The organism is Undibacterium sp. Ren11W, assembly GCF_049340485.1.
Classification (GTDB): Bacteria; Pseudomonadota; Gammaproteobacteria; order Burkholderiales; family Burkholderiaceae_D; genus Undibacterium.
In genome coordinates this window covers 54,894-72,011 of sequence record NZ_JBMPPB010000005.1, presented here as the reverse complement: position 1 = coordinate 72,011, position 17,118 = coordinate 54,894, and the positions used below count along the sequence as shown (strand labels likewise).

General features: G+C 49.7%; 12 protein-coding genes. 8 read left to right on the top strand and 4 right to left on the bottom strand.

Annotated elements, in window-relative coordinates; translation table 11 throughout:
- Nucleotides 1–210 precede the first annotated feature (210 nt).
- Nucleotides 211–2,055, bottom strand: a complete 1,845-nt coding sequence (locus tag ACO0K8_RS12790; protein WP_422947041.1) for a M2 family metallopeptidase — start codon at nucleotides 2,053–2,055, stop codon at nucleotides 211–213.
- 397 nt (nucleotides 2,056–2,452) lie between these two features.
- Between ACO0K8_RS12790 and ACO0K8_RS12785 the strand changes: the two genes are divergently transcribed.
- The 3 genes from ACO0K8_RS12785 (at nucleotide 2,453) to ACO0K8_RS12775 (ending at nucleotide 4,937) form a co-directional block, all read left to right on the top strand.
- A complete protein-coding gene (locus ACO0K8_RS12785) occupies nucleotides 2,453–3,553 on the top strand; it encodes a sensor histidine kinase (RefSeq protein ID WP_422947040.1) in 1,101 nt (366 codons plus the stop codon).
- Nucleotides 3,554–3,581: 28 nt separating this feature from the next.
- A complete protein-coding gene (locus ACO0K8_RS12780; protein WP_422947039.1) occupies nucleotides 3,582–4,400 on the top strand; it encodes a LytR/AlgR family response regulator transcription factor in 819 nt (272 codons plus the stop codon).
- Between the two features lie 75 nt (nucleotides 4,401–4,475).
- Complete coding sequence (locus ACO0K8_RS12775) at nucleotides 4,476–4,937, top strand: GNAT family N-acetyltransferase (RefSeq protein WP_422947038.1); 462 nt, start codon at nucleotides 4,476–4,478, stop codon at nucleotides 4,935–4,937.
- A gap of 76 nt (nucleotides 4,938–5,013) precedes the next feature.
- Here the strand turns inward: ACO0K8_RS12775 and ACO0K8_RS12770 are convergent, their stop codons facing one another.
- On the bottom strand, nucleotides 5,014–6,084 hold the full coding sequence (locus ACO0K8_RS12770; protein ID WP_422947037.1) for a DUF2157 domain-containing protein: 1,071 nt from the start codon (nucleotides 6,082–6,084) through the stop codon (nucleotides 5,014–5,016).
- Nucleotides 6,085–6,432: 348 nt separating this feature from the next.
- Here ACO0K8_RS12770 and ACO0K8_RS12765 point away from each other — a divergent pair, with 348 nt between their 5' ends.
- The 3 genes from ACO0K8_RS12765 to ACO0K8_RS12755 all read left to right on the top strand — a co-directional run bounded on the left by ACO0K8_RS12765 (nucleotide 6,433) and on the right by ACO0K8_RS12755 (nucleotide 11,778).
- Nucleotides 6,433–8,169, top strand: coding sequence for a glutamine--tRNA ligase/YqeY domain fusion protein (locus ACO0K8_RS12765; protein ID WP_422947036.1), 1,737 nt, complete (start codon nucleotides 6,433–6,435; stop codon nucleotides 8,167–8,169).
- Between the two features lie 55 nt (nucleotides 8,170–8,224).
- Nucleotides 8,225–10,345 (top strand): winged helix-turn-helix domain-containing protein, encoded by a 2,121-nt coding sequence (locus ACO0K8_RS12760; RefSeq protein WP_422947035.1) that lies wholly within the window; start codon nucleotides 8,225–8,227, stop codon nucleotides 10,343–10,345.
- A 1,253-nt stretch (nucleotides 10,346–11,598) separates the two neighbouring features.
- Complete coding sequence (locus tag ACO0K8_RS12755; protein WP_422947034.1) at nucleotides 11,599–11,778, top strand: hypothetical protein; 180 nt, start codon at nucleotides 11,599–11,601, stop codon at nucleotides 11,776–11,778.
- Nucleotides 11,779–11,818: 40 nt separating this feature from the next.
- Here ACO0K8_RS12755 and ACO0K8_RS12750 read toward each other — a convergent pair whose 3' ends face one another.
- Both ACO0K8_RS12750 and ACO0K8_RS12745 read right to left on the bottom strand, forming a co-directional pair.
- Nucleotides 11,819–12,508 (bottom strand): TonB family protein, encoded by a 690-nt coding sequence (locus ACO0K8_RS12750; protein ID WP_422947033.1) that lies wholly within the window; start codon nucleotides 12,506–12,508, stop codon nucleotides 11,819–11,821.
- Between the two features lie 228 nt (nucleotides 12,509–12,736).
- On the bottom strand, nucleotides 12,737–13,543 hold the full coding sequence (locus ACO0K8_RS12745; protein ID WP_422947032.1) for a hypothetical protein: 807 nt from the start codon (nucleotides 13,541–13,543) through the stop codon (nucleotides 12,737–12,739).
- Nucleotides 13,544–14,023: 480 nt separating this feature from the next.
- Between ACO0K8_RS12745 and ACO0K8_RS12740 the strand changes: the two genes are divergently transcribed.
- Both ACO0K8_RS12740 and ACO0K8_RS12735 read left to right on the top strand, forming a co-directional pair.
- On the top strand, nucleotides 14,024–15,124 hold the full coding sequence (locus tag ACO0K8_RS12740) for a hypothetical protein (protein WP_422947031.1): 1,101 nt from the start codon (nucleotides 14,024–14,026) through the stop codon (nucleotides 15,122–15,124).
- Between the two features lie 370 nt (nucleotides 15,125–15,494).
- Nucleotides 15,495–16,967 carry an aminoacyl-histidine dipeptidase gene (locus tag ACO0K8_RS12735; RefSeq protein WP_422947030.1) on the top strand — a complete coding sequence of 491 codons (1,473 nt, stop codon included), beginning with the start codon at nucleotides 15,495–15,497 and terminating at the stop codon, nucleotides 16,965–16,967.
- Nucleotides 16,968–17,118 lie beyond the last annotated feature (151 nt).

Below are 17,118 nucleotides of genomic sequence, written 5' to 3'. Positions count from 1 at the left end.
AAAACCCCATACTCGGGCGCATCGCGGCGTTGCAACTCCTCGCAATACCGACGTATTGCTCCGGTTTGCGCCTTGCGCTGCATCCCGATTAATGGGTTTCTAAAAGTTCCCGTGCGTCAGGCCTGCTCATATTTAAAATCGTTTAACACAAGGACTAAGCCAGACTTGCGCGCTTGCTTAGTCCTTGCGTCGCGTTATGTTGCGTTTTTCTTACTCTTTACTCAGCACCGCATTTTGCGCGTCCAGCCAGACTTTCAGCGGGGCAAAATAATCGAGGATCGCGGTGGCGTCCATCTGCTCTTCGCCGGTGACGGCCTTGAGCGCCTCATTCCAAGGGCGGCTCGCGCCCATGCTCAGCATGGCCTGATATTTCTCACCGGCTTTCTTGTTTTCAAAGATGGAGCAGCGATTCAAAGGACCGACATAACCGGCCTCACGACACAAGGCGCGATGCAACTGGAACTGCAAAATATGCGCGATAAAATATTGGGCATAGGCTGAATTGGCGGGCACGTGATACTTAGCACCAGCATCAAACCCATTCACTTCCAGCGGTGCTGGACGCTTTACGCCCTGATATTTCTCACGCAATTCCCACCAGACTTTATCGTAGTCTTGCGGCTTGGCTTCACCGGAATAGACTTTCCAGCGCCACTGATCAACCAGATAACCGAAAGGCAAGAACGACACCTTCTCCAGTGCCCGATGAAGTAATACACCGATATCTTGTGAGGCATCCGGTACTTCATTGAGCAAACCGAGTTTATTCAAATAAGCCGGCGTTACCGACAAAGCCACGGTGTCACCGATCGCTTCATGGAAACCGCCGTTGGCACCGCCCTTAAACAAAAACGGCTGCTTACGATACGCCAGATCGTAGTAGATATGGCCTAACTCGTGATGAATAGTCAGGAAATCTTCGGTGGTCGGCGTGATGCACATTTTGATACGGACATCGGTCAGATTATCCAGATCCCAGGCCGATGCATGACACACTACTTCGCGGTCACGCGGCTTGGTCAGCATGGATTTCTCCCAGAAACTGGCGGGCAATTTTTCCATTCCCAGTGAAGTATAAAAGCCCTCGCCCAATTGTGTCATCGCCTTGGCATCGATGTTTTTTGCCTTCAGCACTTCACCGACATCTAAGGAAGCATTCTGGCCTTGCGGCTTGACCAGCGGGTACAGATTTTCCCAGGACTGGCTCCACATATTGCCAAACAGATGCGCCGGTATTGCACCCTCTTTTGGCACCACGTCTTTACCATAAGTCTGGCGCAGCTTTAAGCGCACATACATATGCAGCGAGTCATACAAAGGTTTGACCTGCAACCACAAACGTTCGGATTCGGCGGCGAAAGCCGCGGGCGGCATATCGTACTGAGCGCGCCACATGGAACCGGTGTCGGCAAAGCCCATTTCTTTGGCACCCTTATTCGATAAGGCCACGAACTGGGCATAGCTGTCTTTATACTTGAGTGATTGCTGATGCCAGCCTACCCAAACATCTTTCAGCACAGCCGGATCGCGGCTAGTTGCCATGATGGCTTCCATCTGTCCCAGATCAAGGCAAGAGCTGGCGTCGCCTGGTTTGCGGCAGTATTTGGCTTTGCCGTACTCGCCCGACATGGCGCTCGCCAGGCGCGTATATTCTTCGCGGTCTTTGGCGTCGCTGATACTCAGACTCAATTGCAGCAACATCAATTTACGTTTGCTGTCGGCCGACAAAGGCAGACCGTTGTAACGACGCGATGCCAAGGCGATCTCACCGGCGGCGGCCAAAGCCAGCTCGCCTGCTTGCGCCGCGATGGCCTCGGTATCGTCAGTAATGTGGGTCTGATTAACCCAGTCGGCGCGCTGCGCTGAGTTACTTAATTTTTCCAGGCGCTGTTCAGCTTCCTTTAAAAATGCCTCAGCCTCCGCCACCGTAGGTGCGGCCTGCTTGCTCTGTTTGGTGGATTTCACACTATTGCTGCTGGCCGAGGCAGTCAGCGGATACAGGCTAGCCATTGCCAGCGCCAGTACCAGAGGGGCAATGCTATTTGTTTTTATCATCAGGTTCTCTCATTATGCTCAGCAACTAGGTTCAGCAACAGCGCTCGAAACGTAAGCGCGAATCTGAACAAATTACTGAGTTGGTCTCAAAAAATATTTTGAGGAAATATACCAGCTTAGCCAGCTTTAAATTGACTTAACCGCGACATTTAAATAAACCACGGCAGAGACGACTTCGCGCCATTTTTTTACTTACTCAAGGCAGCCAATTGCCGTTTTATCGCTTGTCTGTTTGATTCAGGCGCGATTTGGCGCATGCTGCCGTTATTAAAAAGCCTAGTCTATACCGAAATACATAAAAACCCCTTATGATGCCTGGCATCGCGCCAGCCATCAAAGTATGCGCCTAGCCACAATTTGGCAGCCGCTCATTCACGAACAGAAAACCGATTAGCCCATGACGACTTCCCTGCTGCCGCTAGCCTCATCACGAAAAATAAGCCTGCCTATGCAGGTGTGTTACAGCGTGATTGTCAACACCGCGATCGCCTTATTTATCACCTACGGGATAGGCAACGGAGAACGCTTGCAAACCAATTGGGTGTTCTCCATGTTGATTGGCCTCAGTATAGGAGCACTGATCAATGGCGCGCACCGGCTAATCTGGAAAGACGCAAAACCTCAGCGTCTGGCATTTTTGATGGTCTGTTGTATCGCCGCCCCACTCGGTTATTATTTTGGTTACAGCATGGGAATGCTGATTTACGGTTATCCGCTGGAAAGACTATTCCAGCACATGCTCGGTGCCGAACATAAGCTAGTCATCATGTCTATCATCATCAGTCTGTTTTTTGGGATTTTATTCTTGAGCCAGACTGCGCTATCTGAACGAAAACTCAAGGCTGAGCAAGAGAAAACACAACTGGCCGACATACAGAAACAGGCCATGCAGGCCAAGCTGCAGCTGTTGCAAGCACAAATAGAGCCGCATATGTTATTTAATACCCTGGCCAATTTGCAGGGTTTGATTGCGCTAGACACTGAGCGCGCCCAATACATGCTGGAGCAGTTAATCCACTATTTACGTGCCAGCTTAAACTCGTCGCGCGCTGAAAAAACGACACTCAAACAAGAGTTCGCGCTGATGCATGCCTATCTGGAATTACTCGCCATCCGTATGGGAAAACGCCTGACATATCAATTGGATTTGCCGCCAGAGTTAGACGCGAAAGAACTCGCCCCCATGCTGCTGCAACCGCTGGTAGAAAACGCCATCAAACACGGGGTAGAGCCAAAGATGGAAGGCGGCCACATTCACGTCAGTGCCGCCATGCGAGATGGCATACTGCAATTACAAGTTGCCGACACCGGTCTGGGTTTGCCCGACGATTACGACGACAGCCACCCGCCGCATCACTATGGGCAGCACGAGCATGTAGGCAATGCCAATGTGCGCGATCGCTTACTAGCACTGTACGGCACTGGAGCGACGCTGACCCTGAGTCGCAATCAGCCTCAGGGTACGCTTGCCCTCCTGAACATTCCTTACCCATCCTGACCCTTGACTCTCAATCCAAGCTGACACCATGACTAAAATACGCGCATTGATCGCCGAAGACGAACCAATACTGGCACTGACGCTGGCTAATATGCTGACTAAGCTGTGGCCGGAACTGGAGATTTGTGCCTCGGTAGAAAATGGCGTGACAGCCTTGCAAGAGGCTCTGGCGCGACAACCCGACGTCCTGTTTTTAGACATCAAAATGCCTGGCAAGACAGGGTTAGAAGTGGCGCAAGAACTGGCCGAAGAATGGCCTGAAAATCAGCCCTTCCCCTTGATCGTTTACGTTACCGCTTACGACGAATTTGCGCTTCAGGCGTTTGAGCATGCCGCCTCCGATTACCTGCTCAAACCTATCAATGCCGAACGTTTAGGCAAGAGCATCAAACGTCTGCAGGCCAAACTGGGGGATAAGCAAGAGCGTCCGAATGAATTAGAAAGCATGCTCACGCAACTAAGACATCTACTACCTGCCGCGACCAGTGCCAACGCCAGCAGTTCAGCGCCAGCCAGCAGCGAGAAACTGACACTGATACGCGCCGCGATTGGCAACCAGATACGCATGATTCCGATCGCCGATGTCGTGTATTTTGAAGCCACCGACAAATACATTAACGTCGTCACTGCCGAGCATTCTTCACTGATACGCATGAGTCTCAGAGAGTTATTGCCACAACTCGACAGCAGTATTTTCTGGCAGATCCATCGCGGCAGCATCGTCAACAGCAATTACATACTTAGCGCAATACGCGACGAAGCCGGAAAACTGACACTGAAATTACGCGGCAGTGCCGACAAATTACCCGTCAGCCGGGTGTATGCACACTTGTTTAAGCAAATGTAGCCTAGCCATCCAAAAACAGGAAAGCCGCTATGATGGCGGCTCTTTTCAATATATACCTTTATGGGCAGCTTGATTATGCACGCGAATATCACCTGGCAATGCCTGAGTTTTTCTGAGCTGAGTGCCGCTCAGCTGTACGCCATCCTCAAGGCCAGATCAGAAGTCTTTGTGCTCGAACAAAACTGTGTGTATCTGGATATGGATGGGGTTGATAGCGCCTGCCTGCATCTGGTCGCGTGGACGCCAGAACAAGACGTCGCCGCCTATCTGCGCCTGGTACCGCCTGGCCTTAAGTTTGCCGAAGCATCGCTAGGCCGCGTGATTAGTAGCGCCGCAATGCGTGGCACCGGCATAGGCAAGCAATTGCTAAGTAAAGCTCTGGAGCAGCTTGCGCTGAACTATCCGGGCCAGCCGGTGCGCATAGGAGCACAACAATATCTGGAAAAATTTTATCAATCGTTTGGCTTCGTCACCGACTCTGCCATGTTTTTGGAAGACGGCATTGCGCACATAGAGATGCTCAAACCTGCCAACTAATGGCGCATGAGCTTGAACATAAAAAAAGCCGCGACAAATACACATCGCGGCTTTTTTTACGTTATGAAAAACAGACTTATTGACGCCAGACCAGACTATCTTGCATGCTACTAGGTAACAATATGCGCAGGCGACTACAAATCTTTTGCTCATGCTTACTCCACAATATGCCCATTGTTATTAGGGCAAAACCTAGCAAAGTAAGTACGGCAACGAAGGCGAAACTATCCTTAAACACGCTCCAGGATAAATCCCCCAGCACCATCGCCACCCCGATGCCGCCAAACACCGCAAACACGCGCCGTGACAACATGGCCGCGATTAATATTAACAACATATTCACCGCCAGATAAATCAGCTTGCCAATGAGCGCGCCATTTCCGAGTGAGCTCAAGGCACCCCAAAAGGTCATGATACCGAACAGGTATAACCAGAATGCGTAGTCCTTTTCTGAGCGCGTGCGCAGATCGACGATCAGGGCCGCCACCAGCATCACCAAGCCAAACACCAAGCTGATTTTTTTACGCAACAACCAACCGGCGTCGCTCAATAAACTCGCATCGGCTTGCGCCAAAATCGCTGGCACGATGTCCATGCCCATGTAAAACAAGGTGAAGGCAATCGGCATGACCAGAAAACTATAGCGAAAGCGCCACAACATCAGCGCACCGACCATTAAGGTCGCCAGCTCCATAATCATCCAGCGCCAGTCTATCCAGCGATGGAAATCACGATAATGTTCGGCATTGACTGCGTCCGCCCAAAAACCCAGCACGTGCTGCAAGGCAAACACCGCCAGCGGTACCAGGGCAATCGCCAGCGTGGCAAAAATACCCGCCGCAGTTGCCTGCCCGCGTTGCCCCAGCCAGGTCGCCATGGCGATGGCAAATAAGAGATAAATCAGGCTCATGTCCAATAGCACCGGCATGCCCCATTTTTCTACCGCCAGCGTACTGAACAAGCTGCAGGCGCTAATCGCCAGCATGCCACCCAGATACATCAGCACGGTCGTGCCATTAAATCGCGTCAGTTTAAATTTTTTTTCGCGGTCCTCTAAAAAGTGGATCAGAGGATCGATTTGCCCATAGTGCAACAGGCCCAGATCTGCGGCATCCATTAATGTCTGTCGCTTGCAACGCTTGCCCATGATTGTCTCCTGGATTTATTTTTAATTATCCGCGGCAAAGGCGAAAAATACGATGGAAAATGATTACGCAATTAAAGCTTATTTTTGCCGCGCAAAGGCCATTGGAAACCTTTTTTAACAGTTAGTGTGAGCTAGTCCGCGAGTATTAAACATCGATACCGCACGTGCTAAAAATTGCGCCGCTCAAGTAAAAAACATGATCGCAAGTATCTTTGAAATGTCGATGAGCAACTATGACAAAACTCAAAAAAACCTTCTAAATGTCAATTGTCTTGCACGTCAGCACCGCCAGCGCCCCGCGCTACGGTAAAATGCTTGTCATCACATTACTTTTTGAATGCCCTAGCAATGAGCAACGACCATAAAGATCCAAAAGCAGCAGCGGCTGCCGCACCTGCAGTGTCCAATTTCCTGCGCGCCATCATAGACAAAGACATCGCCGATGGGGCTTACGCCCGCGATGGCATGCCTAGCGTGATCACGCGCTTCCCGCCTGAGCCAAACGGTTATTTGCATATTGGCCACGCCAAATCGATCTGCCTGAACTTTGGCCTGGCACGCGATTACGCCGGCCGCTGCCATTTGCGTTTTGACGATACCAATCCAGAAAAAGAAGATCAGGAATACGTAGACACCATCATGGACAGCGTCAAATGGCTGGGCTTTGATTGGGAAGGCGCGACCGGCAATCACCTGTATTTTGCCAGTGATTATTTCGATAAATTCTATGCGATAGCCGAATATCTGATCACCGCAGGTCACGCCTATGTCGATAGCCAAACGGCGGAAGACATGGCCGCCAACCGTGGTGATTTCAGCAAACCTGGCGTCAATTCACCTTTCCGCGAGCGCGCTGCCAGCGAATCGCTAGACCTGCTGCACCGCATGAAGGCTGGCCAATTCCAAGGCGGCGAGCACATCGTTCGCGCCAAGATAGACATGGCTTCGCCCAACATGAACCTGCGTGATCCGGCCATCTACCGCATCCGCCATGCGCACCACCACCGCACTGGCGATGCCTGGTGCATCTACCCTATGTACGATTTCGCCCATCCGCTGGAAGACGCGATAGAAAACATCACGCACTCTATCTGTACCTTAGAGTTTCAAGATCACCGTCCGTTTTACGATTGGGTGATAGAGCGCGCTGCCGAAGGCGGTTTCTTTAAACAACCAGTGCCGCATCAATACGAATTTGCCCGTCTAAATTTAACCTACGTCGTCACCAGCAAACGCAAACTGCGCCAATTGGTAGAAGAAGGCATCGTCAGCGGTTGGGATGATCCACGCATGCCTACCATCGTCGGGATACGCCGCCGTGGCTATACGCCAGAATCTATCCAAGCTTTCTGCGAACGCATAGGCGTAACCCGCTCCGACGGCTGGATCGATTACAGCACGCTAGAGGGTTGCCTGCGCGAAGACCTTGACCCAAAAGCGCCGCGCGCCACTGCCGTGCTGCGCCCATTAAAACTGATTATCGATAATTTCCCCGAAGGCGAAACGGTTGAATGCAGCTCACCAGTGCATCCGCACCATCCAGAGCGCGGCTTGCGCCTCTTCCCTATCAGTAAAGAAGTTTGGATAGAAGCGGACGACTTTATGGAAGAGCCAAGCAAAGGCTACTTCCGCCTCTACCCTGGTAACAAGGTACGTCTGCGTTACGGCTACGTGGTCGAATGCACAGGCTGCGACAAAGACGCCGACGGCAATATCATCGCGGTCCATTGCAATTATTTTGCCGACAGCAAATCAGGCACAGAAGGCAGCGCCAATTACAAAGTCAAAGGCAATATCCACTGGGTCAGCGTAGCGACCGCACTGGAAGCCGAAGTGCGCCTGTACGACCGCCTGTTCACAGACGCGAACCCAGATGCCGGCGGCAAAGATTTCATGGCCCTACTCAATCCAAACGCCCTGGAAGTAGTGAAAGCCTATCTGGAACCAGGCATGTCAGCAGCGCTACCAGACGAGCGCTTCCAGTTTGAACGCCATGGGTATTTTGTCGCGGATCGCGTGGATTCTGTTGCTGGTAAACCGGTGTTTAACCGGGTGACTACTTTGAAGGATTCGTGGGGGAAGTAACAATTTTTAGCAATTGATTCTCCGATTCTTTTTCATCGTAATTTAAGGTAAATCTATGTATTCACAAATAGACAAAGACAATTTCTTCAATGCTGTTGAATCATTGAAGAAATATCGAAGAGCAGATCTGCTTGATGAAAAAGGAAAAAACTTGCTTGAAACGCTTTATACAGACTTACTTCCGAACGAACATATTCTAAGGAAGAGTGTCAAAGAAAACACGACATTTTTAGTTGGCCGAAAAGGAACTGGAAAGTCGACCATTTTTCTAAGAATTGAACAAGAACTAAGGAAGAAACCGACGTTTCTTCCATGTTACCTAGATGTGAAAACAATTTATGAGTCAGCGCAAACTGATTTTTTAAATTTAGAATACCTATCTGATTATCTGCCTCAGAAAGTACTTAAAAAATACCTAATTGAACGTAGCTTTCTCCAAACGGTTCTAATAAGAATTGCGTCGGAATTGGAAATAAGGTGCGAAAAGTTACCCGAAAAATTTTTACAAATCTTCGGTGAAACACGGTTACAGGCAGTCAAAAAGCAGATTGCTAAATTAAAAAAGAAAATTGAAGATAACGAAGGGTTGAAAGAGATAGAAATTCCAGTCATAAAAAATATCTCGACCAAAAGAAAGACCTCCGATCAATCCAAAACAGCCACAAACACGGGAAGTAAAAATAATGCCTCAATCGAGGTCGATGCGCAAAAAATTGGCGTCAAATTAGGTTCGGAAGAAGAAGCAAGGCAAGCTGATGAATCTTCTGCAGCAACAGAATTGGAAGAAAATTTTTCTTCGGTGTTCTTGCAGGTCTTTCAGATCAAAGCATTTATTGAGGACATAAAGAGTATTTTGATCGAGGTTGATATTAAACATGTTGTCGTCCTGCTGGACGACTTTTCTGAAATCGACGATTTTGCAATTAAAACTTTTGTAGATGTAATTTTGGCGCCACTAAATAATTGGTCCGAAGAGTTCATTAAATTTAAGGTAGCCGCGTATCCAGACAGAATTTACTATGGAAAAATCGATCCAGGAAAAATAGATACGATTAATCTAGATTTTTTTAGCCTTTATTCCGAATTTGATCGAAATAAAATGGAGGAAGGCGCAATTGATTTTACCAAAAGGTTAATCGAAAAGCGTTTTCTACACTTCCTTAAGAAATCACCAGAAAATTTCTTTGATATCACAAAGATCCCAATGGAGGATTATTACGAAATTATTTTCCAAACTTCAATGAATGTTCCTCGAATAATTGGCTACGTTCTATCCTACTGCTATCAAAGTAAGATCATTTATGACAAACCTATAAATAGACAGGACATTGAAGCTGCAGCACAAAAATATTACGACGATAAAATCGAACCATTTTTTCATAAAACTACATTCTCTCTGCTTTCGATAAACGAAAAAATTGACACTCTCCAGCTTAGGGAATTGTTATCTAGATTTGTAGAAAAAATGGTTGAAACAAAACGACGCATTTCAACAGGTGAATACTCTGGTGAGACGTATATTTCTGCACAGCCATATTCAAGTCATTTTTACTTTTCGCAAACACTTGAGCGATTTCTAAAAACATTGGAACTAAATTTTTTCATTTCAAAATACACAGAGATGAGTGATAAAGACGGTCAATTATCTTCAATATATTGCCTAAATTATGGATTAACTCAAAAGAACAATTTAATGTGGGGAAAACCCAAAGGATCGAAGTATCGAAAGTATTTCAATCAACGGCCATTTAGCTTCAATATCTTATTGAAAGAATTTCTGTCCTCAAGTAAATCTGTCCATTGCACTAATGAGGAATGTAGTCAAATATTTAGCCAAGAACAAATTCCATTTCTAGAATTCTCAAACTATAAGTGCAATAAATGTGGAGGAACCGTGATTACAGAGGCTGTCGCACATGAAATCACGGCCGAACTAAAGAAAATTGAACAAAATTCCCTACTAAATCCAGTTGATGTAGATATCGTGATGGAACTTACAAAGCACAATGAGCCACTTACAGCAAAAGAAATTGCTGAAGAAATAGATGTTTCATCACAGTCGATTGGTCAAAAATGCAAAATGCTTGACTTAAAGAAGGGACTTATCGTTCGTAATAAAGGTACAAATCTGTATACGTACCAACTATCATCTACAGCAAAGATACTATACGAATAATTTAAGGCCGTAAGGCGTACTACGTAAGGCGTCAATAAGGCCGTAAGGCGCACTACGTAGGGCGTCAATAGCGCAGCGTATTGCGCCGTATGGAATGATTGAAAACGGTGTAATACGCTTCGCTATTACACCCTACAGCGCTAATCCTCAGCGGGTTGCAGCCATGTAGCGCGGGTGAAACCCGCGCAGCTTATCGATATTATTTGCGGGTTTCACCCGCCCAACATCTCAAACCCTATGCGCAATACCGGTGCGGCTTGCAGGCCGAAATGCTGCCACGAGACGCATGGATAGTGCGCAAAGCAATTTGGGAAGTTCTAAAAACCCGTTAATCGGGATGCAGCGTAAGGCGCAAACTGCCGGAATCCATCTACCTCAATCGCGCACATCAAGCTTTGTGCAGCAGGCAGGACGCATGCTGAAATTCCCTACTTCACTATTGCGCCGCAGGGAATGCTTGAAAAACGCTGTCACGCTGCGCTATTCCAGCGCTAATAATCCCCCGAAAACAATCAAACTCGCGTACGCGACAATGCTCCAATTGCAGTGTCATTGGCTTTAAGGCCGTAAGGCGCACTAGGTAGGGCGTCAATAGCGTAGCGTATTGCGCCGCATGGGATGATTGAAAACGGTGTAATACGCTGCGCTCACGCCCAACATTTAAAACCCTTTGCGCAATACCGGTGGGGCTTGCAGGCCGAAATGCTGCCACGACGCGCATGGATAGTGCGCAAAGCAATTTGGGAAATTCTAAAAGCCCGTCAATCAGGATGCAGCGCAAGGCGCAAACTGCAGGAATCCATATACCTCAATCGCGCACATCAAGCTTTGTGCAGCAGGCAGGTCGCATGCTGAAATTCCCTACTTCACTATTGCGCCGCATGGAATGCTTGAAAAACGCTGTCACGCTGCGCTATTACGGCGCGAATAATCGCCCCGAAAACAATCAAGGCCGTAGGCGCACTACGTAAGGCGTCAATAGCGCAGCGTATTGCGCCGCATGGAATGGTTGAAAACGGTGTAATACGCTTCGCTATTACACCCTACGTGACTACAACCTTCCTTCCCTGCATTTAAAACCCATCATGCAATACCGGTGCGCCCTGCAGGCCATTTTTCTGCCAACAGGCGCATGGAATATGCGTGATGGCTTTTTGGTTAGTTATGTAATATCGGTGAAACCCGCGCAGCTTATTTGTGTTTTTGCGGGTTTCATTTGTTTTACTTAACTAAGAAATTAATTGAAAAATAACATGCCGAAAAACACTCAATCTATTTTTTTAATTGGAACAATTTTTGCACTAATTTTCATGTTTCAATTTTTAGATGCAATGCCGTTTTGGCTGGCTGCAATTGTAGGTGGCTATGTGATTTTATCTATCTACTTTTACATCTACAAAGGAATTAAGATCTTCTTTAAATCTAAAAAATAAAATCATAAGACGTCAAGTGACGCCTAGGGTGCGCCTGGCATTACTGCGCGGCCTTCGCCACAAACCGTATCGAATCGGCGTTACCTATGCGCTTGCCGCTGCGTTCTGCCGGCGCATATTCGCAGGACTTGGCGATGCGCAGGCTTTCTCTATCCAGTTGTTCATCGTCGCTGCCCCATTGCACTTTGGCGTCCAGCACTTTTCCGGTGTCGGAGGTATAGATGCCGACCACGATGCCCAGCTCTTTATCCTGCTCGTTGGCAATACGGAGCTTTTCTGAGGCTTTGCAGCTGCTGATATCTAATACGGCGCGGCTGGTATAGCCTTTATCGAATTGCCACCAGTAGATAACTTGTCGTTCACTGGGTATCCAGCGCCCTGCGGGAAGCACCTGACAACCGATAATGGCATGCATCACCATCTGATCGAGAAATTTCCAGCCGCTGCTTTTGATTAGCTGAAAGGCGTTGATCTTGCCGCTGTCATCTATCATGAGATTTAATATGGTGTCGCCTTGCATGCCGAAACGACGCGCGCTATCCGGATAGGCCGGAATAGAGCAGTCTTTGGCAGGATCAATCTTGAGATCATTCTTTTTCGGCAGCTCTGTCGCTACTGCCTCGGAAGGTGTTATGGATGGAGGAACTGTCAGCGAGCTCTGTGCCGCCGCTGGCAAGTTCAAAGTCTGAGTAAACAGCAATAACAACACAGCATTCAACAAAACGCGCATACGACACCTGATGAAAAAATAGAGTAGCGAATTATAATTGTTTTTCATTGTCATAGATGCATTGTTTCACCGCGCCGGATCGCACACGCGCTACGAAGTTTTTAAAGTGCCTCACGCAATAGCTACGCGCCCTGCAGGCCATTTTGCTGCCAGCAGGCGCATGGAATATGCGTGATGGTTTTTAGAAGTTCTTTTTTGGGATAGCTAGAAATAGCTCAGCGCCCGCGCTTATTGCGGCTTGGTTTTACTCGCGCTGACCGACAGGCTTTGCGCCTCTTTGAGTTTGTCGGCATTTAAACCATTGGCGATCAGGTCGCGCTCTTGGGCGGCGGCACGGTTGTGCAGCGCGGCTGCGCGATTAAGCCAGATGTAGGCTTGTACCGTATCTTTAGGGACGGCCACGCCATCGCGATACAGGCGTCCCAGTTCTAACATGCCTTCCGGATTGCCTTTGTTGGCCGCGGCTTGCATCCACTCCAGAGTTAGCGCATAGCTTTGCAATACACCCACACCGGTTTTCGATAAACGCCCCAGCGCCACCATGGCACTGCTGTTGCCGTTACTGGCTGCTTTACGCAACCACAGCACGCCCATCGCGGTGTCGTCCGGGTTGCCCTCCATGTTTTGCAGTAGGCTCTGGCCGAGTTCAAATTGAGCCTGGGCGTCGCCTTTTTCTGCGGCCTTCATACGAGCCGAATTAGTTTCAGCCGCGTTGAGGAAGGCTGCAGTGCTTTGCGAAGAATAATTGCCAGAACTATTGCCTATGACTAAGAGCATGAGTATCAACAGCCCCACCAGCAGACTGGCCGCCAGCAACAGGCGCGTGATCATCAGGCTTTTTTGCGATAAGTGGCTCAGGTCTGTGCTGCCGATAAAGCGTTTTGAGCAATCCAGGCAACGGTAAGGCGCGCTTTTGGGATGCGCGTTTTTTTCGGTCTGCGAGAGCCATTTAGAGCGGCGGATATTCGCGCTATGGCAATGCAGGCATAGCACTTTTGTTCTATGCAAAGACGCATTTTTAAATCCTAACATCATCCCTATCGCCATCTCTGTAGACCTTCACTGTGCACATCTATGGACCTGGTGCACGCATCTGTAAAGCAAGTATTTGTGCGCAATGTCCTAGCCGTTGGTTGTTTAAGATTCAGGCAAACCGCCCCAGTGTCCTTGCACTCGCCTTGGCGTACTAACTACTGTTGGCGCTGGTGTGCCTCACTAGTACAAATTTACCTAAGTCCTACAGGTAATTCTGCCGCCTTGATGCACCTGCCTATCGCAGCAAACAAATATCAATATACCATTGAAATTAAGCAGAACAGCGTCTGTACAAACGCACATGCGAAATTTGATGGAAATAGCAACACTCGCAGCCATAAAAACAGCGAAATCGAGGCTCAGTACGCGCAATTGTAAGCGAGTGCAAAGCTGATTGTGAGGCCGTCGGTTTCCGACTAGCATAGCCAGATGTTGCGCTGGCCCAGGCCCGAGGTATGCGCCTTCCACATAAGGTTTTGTATGACTGCTACTCCCTACTACACGCATAAATTCTGCGCTCCTGTGATCTTGGCTTTGCTGGCGACGCTCAGCGCTTGCGGTGCGGGCGGCAGCTCGGCTAATAGCAGTGCTAGCCCAGTAACGCCGCCCGTCACACCACCATCCCCGATATTGCCACCGGTGGTGCCGACTAATGCGGTGTATGGTGATCTGCGCAAAGCCGACCTGGGCGTCGGTGCGAATCTGAACGGCGCGCTGCCGTTTCCGTTTGAAAATGCCTGGAATACCGATATTTCGGCGGCGGCGCTTGAGCCCGCTTCAGATGCGTTGATCGCCAGCATAGGTTTGACTGGCGGCCTGCATCCTGATTTTGGGGCCGGCTTGTATGCGGGTGCGCCTATCGGCATCCCGTATGTGGTGGTGGCCGCCAGCCAGCCCAAAGTGCCGGTTATCTTTACCGATTACGGCAGCGAAAGCGATCCCGGCCCCTACCCTATCCCGGCCAGCGCGCCAATTGAAGGGCAACTCGCCAGCGGCGCAGTGTTTGGCGGCGACCGCCACGTGCTGGTCATAGAGCGTGACAATAATCGTCTATATGAAGTGGGCAACGCCTACCCGCAAGCTGACGCCAGCTGGAAAGCCAGCGGCGGTGCGCTATTTGACCTGGCCTCAAATACCGTCAGACCGGGCGGCCAGCCTGGTTGGACTAGCGCCGATGCGGCCGGTTTGCCTATCTTCCCGGGTTTGGTACGCTATGAAGAAGCAGCCAGCGGCGCGATCCGCCATGCCCTGCGTTTTACCGTCAGCAAAACCCGCCGTGCCTATGTGCCGCCAGCCACTCACTGGGCCTCTGCCAACACTAGCGTTACGTTGCCACCAATGGGGATGCGGGTGCGCCTCAAGGCCAGTTTTGTGATCCCTGCCGGCTTTAGCACTGAGAGTAAGTCTATCCTGCAAGCGATGAAAAGCTACGGCATGCTGGTGGCCGACAATGGCTCGAATTGGTATGTCAGCGGCGCACCCGATGCGCGCTGGAATAACGATAAACTGGTGTCCGAATTAGGCAGCGTCAAGGGCAGTAATTTTGAAGTGGTGAAAATGCAAGGTCTGGTCGCCCCTTAACGTTAATCATCAAAATTTAAAATGCAATACGCAATCAGCATGCGGCCTGCAGCCTTATTTCGTGCCAGGAGGCGCATCTAGATTGCGCATCAGGTTTTGGGAAATCTAAAAACCTATTTCTAGAGCGCATACCTTTGTTGCACATCCTCACCATACCGACGTATTGCTCCGGTGTGCGCCGCGCTCTGCATCTCTATTAATAAGGTTTTTAGATTTCTCTATTGAGTTCCCTTTTGAGTTCCCTTTTGAGTTTCCTTTTGATTTCGATCTAGCCGCGCTGCGCTGCAGCCGCTCCGGCCTATGCTAAACTTGCCGCCCTCAGCTCCTCTGCCCGCGTAACTGCCGGCAAGCGCCTCATCGGATATTTATCATGACCACAACTACCGCAATCAATCAACTTTTCCCTCAGCCTCTATGGCAATGGTTTGAACAAATTTGTGCCATCCCGCATCCTTCCGGCCATGAACAGGCCTTGAGTCTGCATATCCAGGCCTGGGCCAAACAGCGCGGTCTGGCCTTGGTCGAAGATCAGGTCGGCAATTTGATTATCCGCAAACCCGCCACGGCGGGCATGGAAGACAGAAAAATTGTGGTGCTGCAGGCGCATCTGGATATGGTGCCGCAGAAGAATGCCGATAAAGTCCATGACTTTGTGACCGACCCGATACAGCCATGGATCGATGGCGACTGGCTTAAGGCGACTGGCACCACCCTGGGGGCCGACAATGGCATAGGGATGGCCTCGGCACTGGCGATCCTCGGCTCTGATGAGATCAAGCATGGCCCGCTGGAAGTTTTATTGACAGTCGATGAAGAGGCCGGCATGACCGGCGCTTTTGGTCTGCAAGGCGGCATGCTGGAGGCCGAGATTCTGATCAATACTGATTCCGAGCAAGAAGGCGAAATCTACATGGGTTGCGCCGGTGGCGTCGATGCAGAAATTACTGTACCGCTGCAATGGCAGGCGGCCACTGCGGGCCATCTGGCTTTCACGCTGGCCATCGCCGGCTTAAAGGGTGGCCATTCGGGTGTGAATATTCATCTGGGACGTGGTAATGCCAATAAATTACTGGCGCGCTTTCTGGCCGGCCATGCGGTAGAACTCGATCTCGCGTTAAGCGCCATCAGCGGCGGATCGCTACGCAATGCCATCCCGCGCGAGGCGCAATGTAGCTTTAGCCTGCCAGCGGACCAGGCCGATTTGCTGCAACAACGGGTGGCGCAGTATCAATCCATTTTGCAAGCGGAACTATCGAGTGCCGAACCGGCACTCAAACTGACGCTGAGCAGTGCGCCAGCGCCAGCCCTCAGCATGCAGGTGGGGCCACAAAAAACCCTGATCAATCTGCTCAATAGCTGCCCCAATGGCGTGATGCGTATGAGCGACGAGATCGCCGGAGTCACCGAAAGCTCGCTCAATCTCGGTGTCGTCAGCACTCAGGAACAGAGTGTGACTATCCTGTGTCTGATCCGTTCGCTGATAGACAGCGGCCGCCAAAACATAGAAAGCAGCCTGCAATCGCTGAGCGATCTGGCCGGTGCCAAGCTGGCTTTATCTGGCTGTTATCCAGGCTGGAAGCCAGACACCAGCTCGGCCGTGATGTCTATCGTGAATGACACTTACGAGAGCATTTATCACAAAAAACCAGAAATCATGGTGATCCATGCCGGTCTGGAATGCGGTCTGTTCAAGCAGCATTATCCACATCTGGACATGGTCTCGATAGGCCCGACCATACGCTATCCGCATGGCCCCGATGAGATGGTCAACATCACTACAGTGGGCCAATACTGGACCTTGTTATTGGCGGTGCTGGAACGGATACCGGCCAGAAGTAAATAATCAATTGGCACAATTAATCATCGAATTAATCGCCGAATTAATCGTGTACAATTAGGCAATTTTTAAATTGATGCAAAAGCTCGCTCAGCATTGCGCGCTTTTGCAATTGCCTCTTAATTTACCCCGGAATTACCGCAGAAAAACTGCCGTC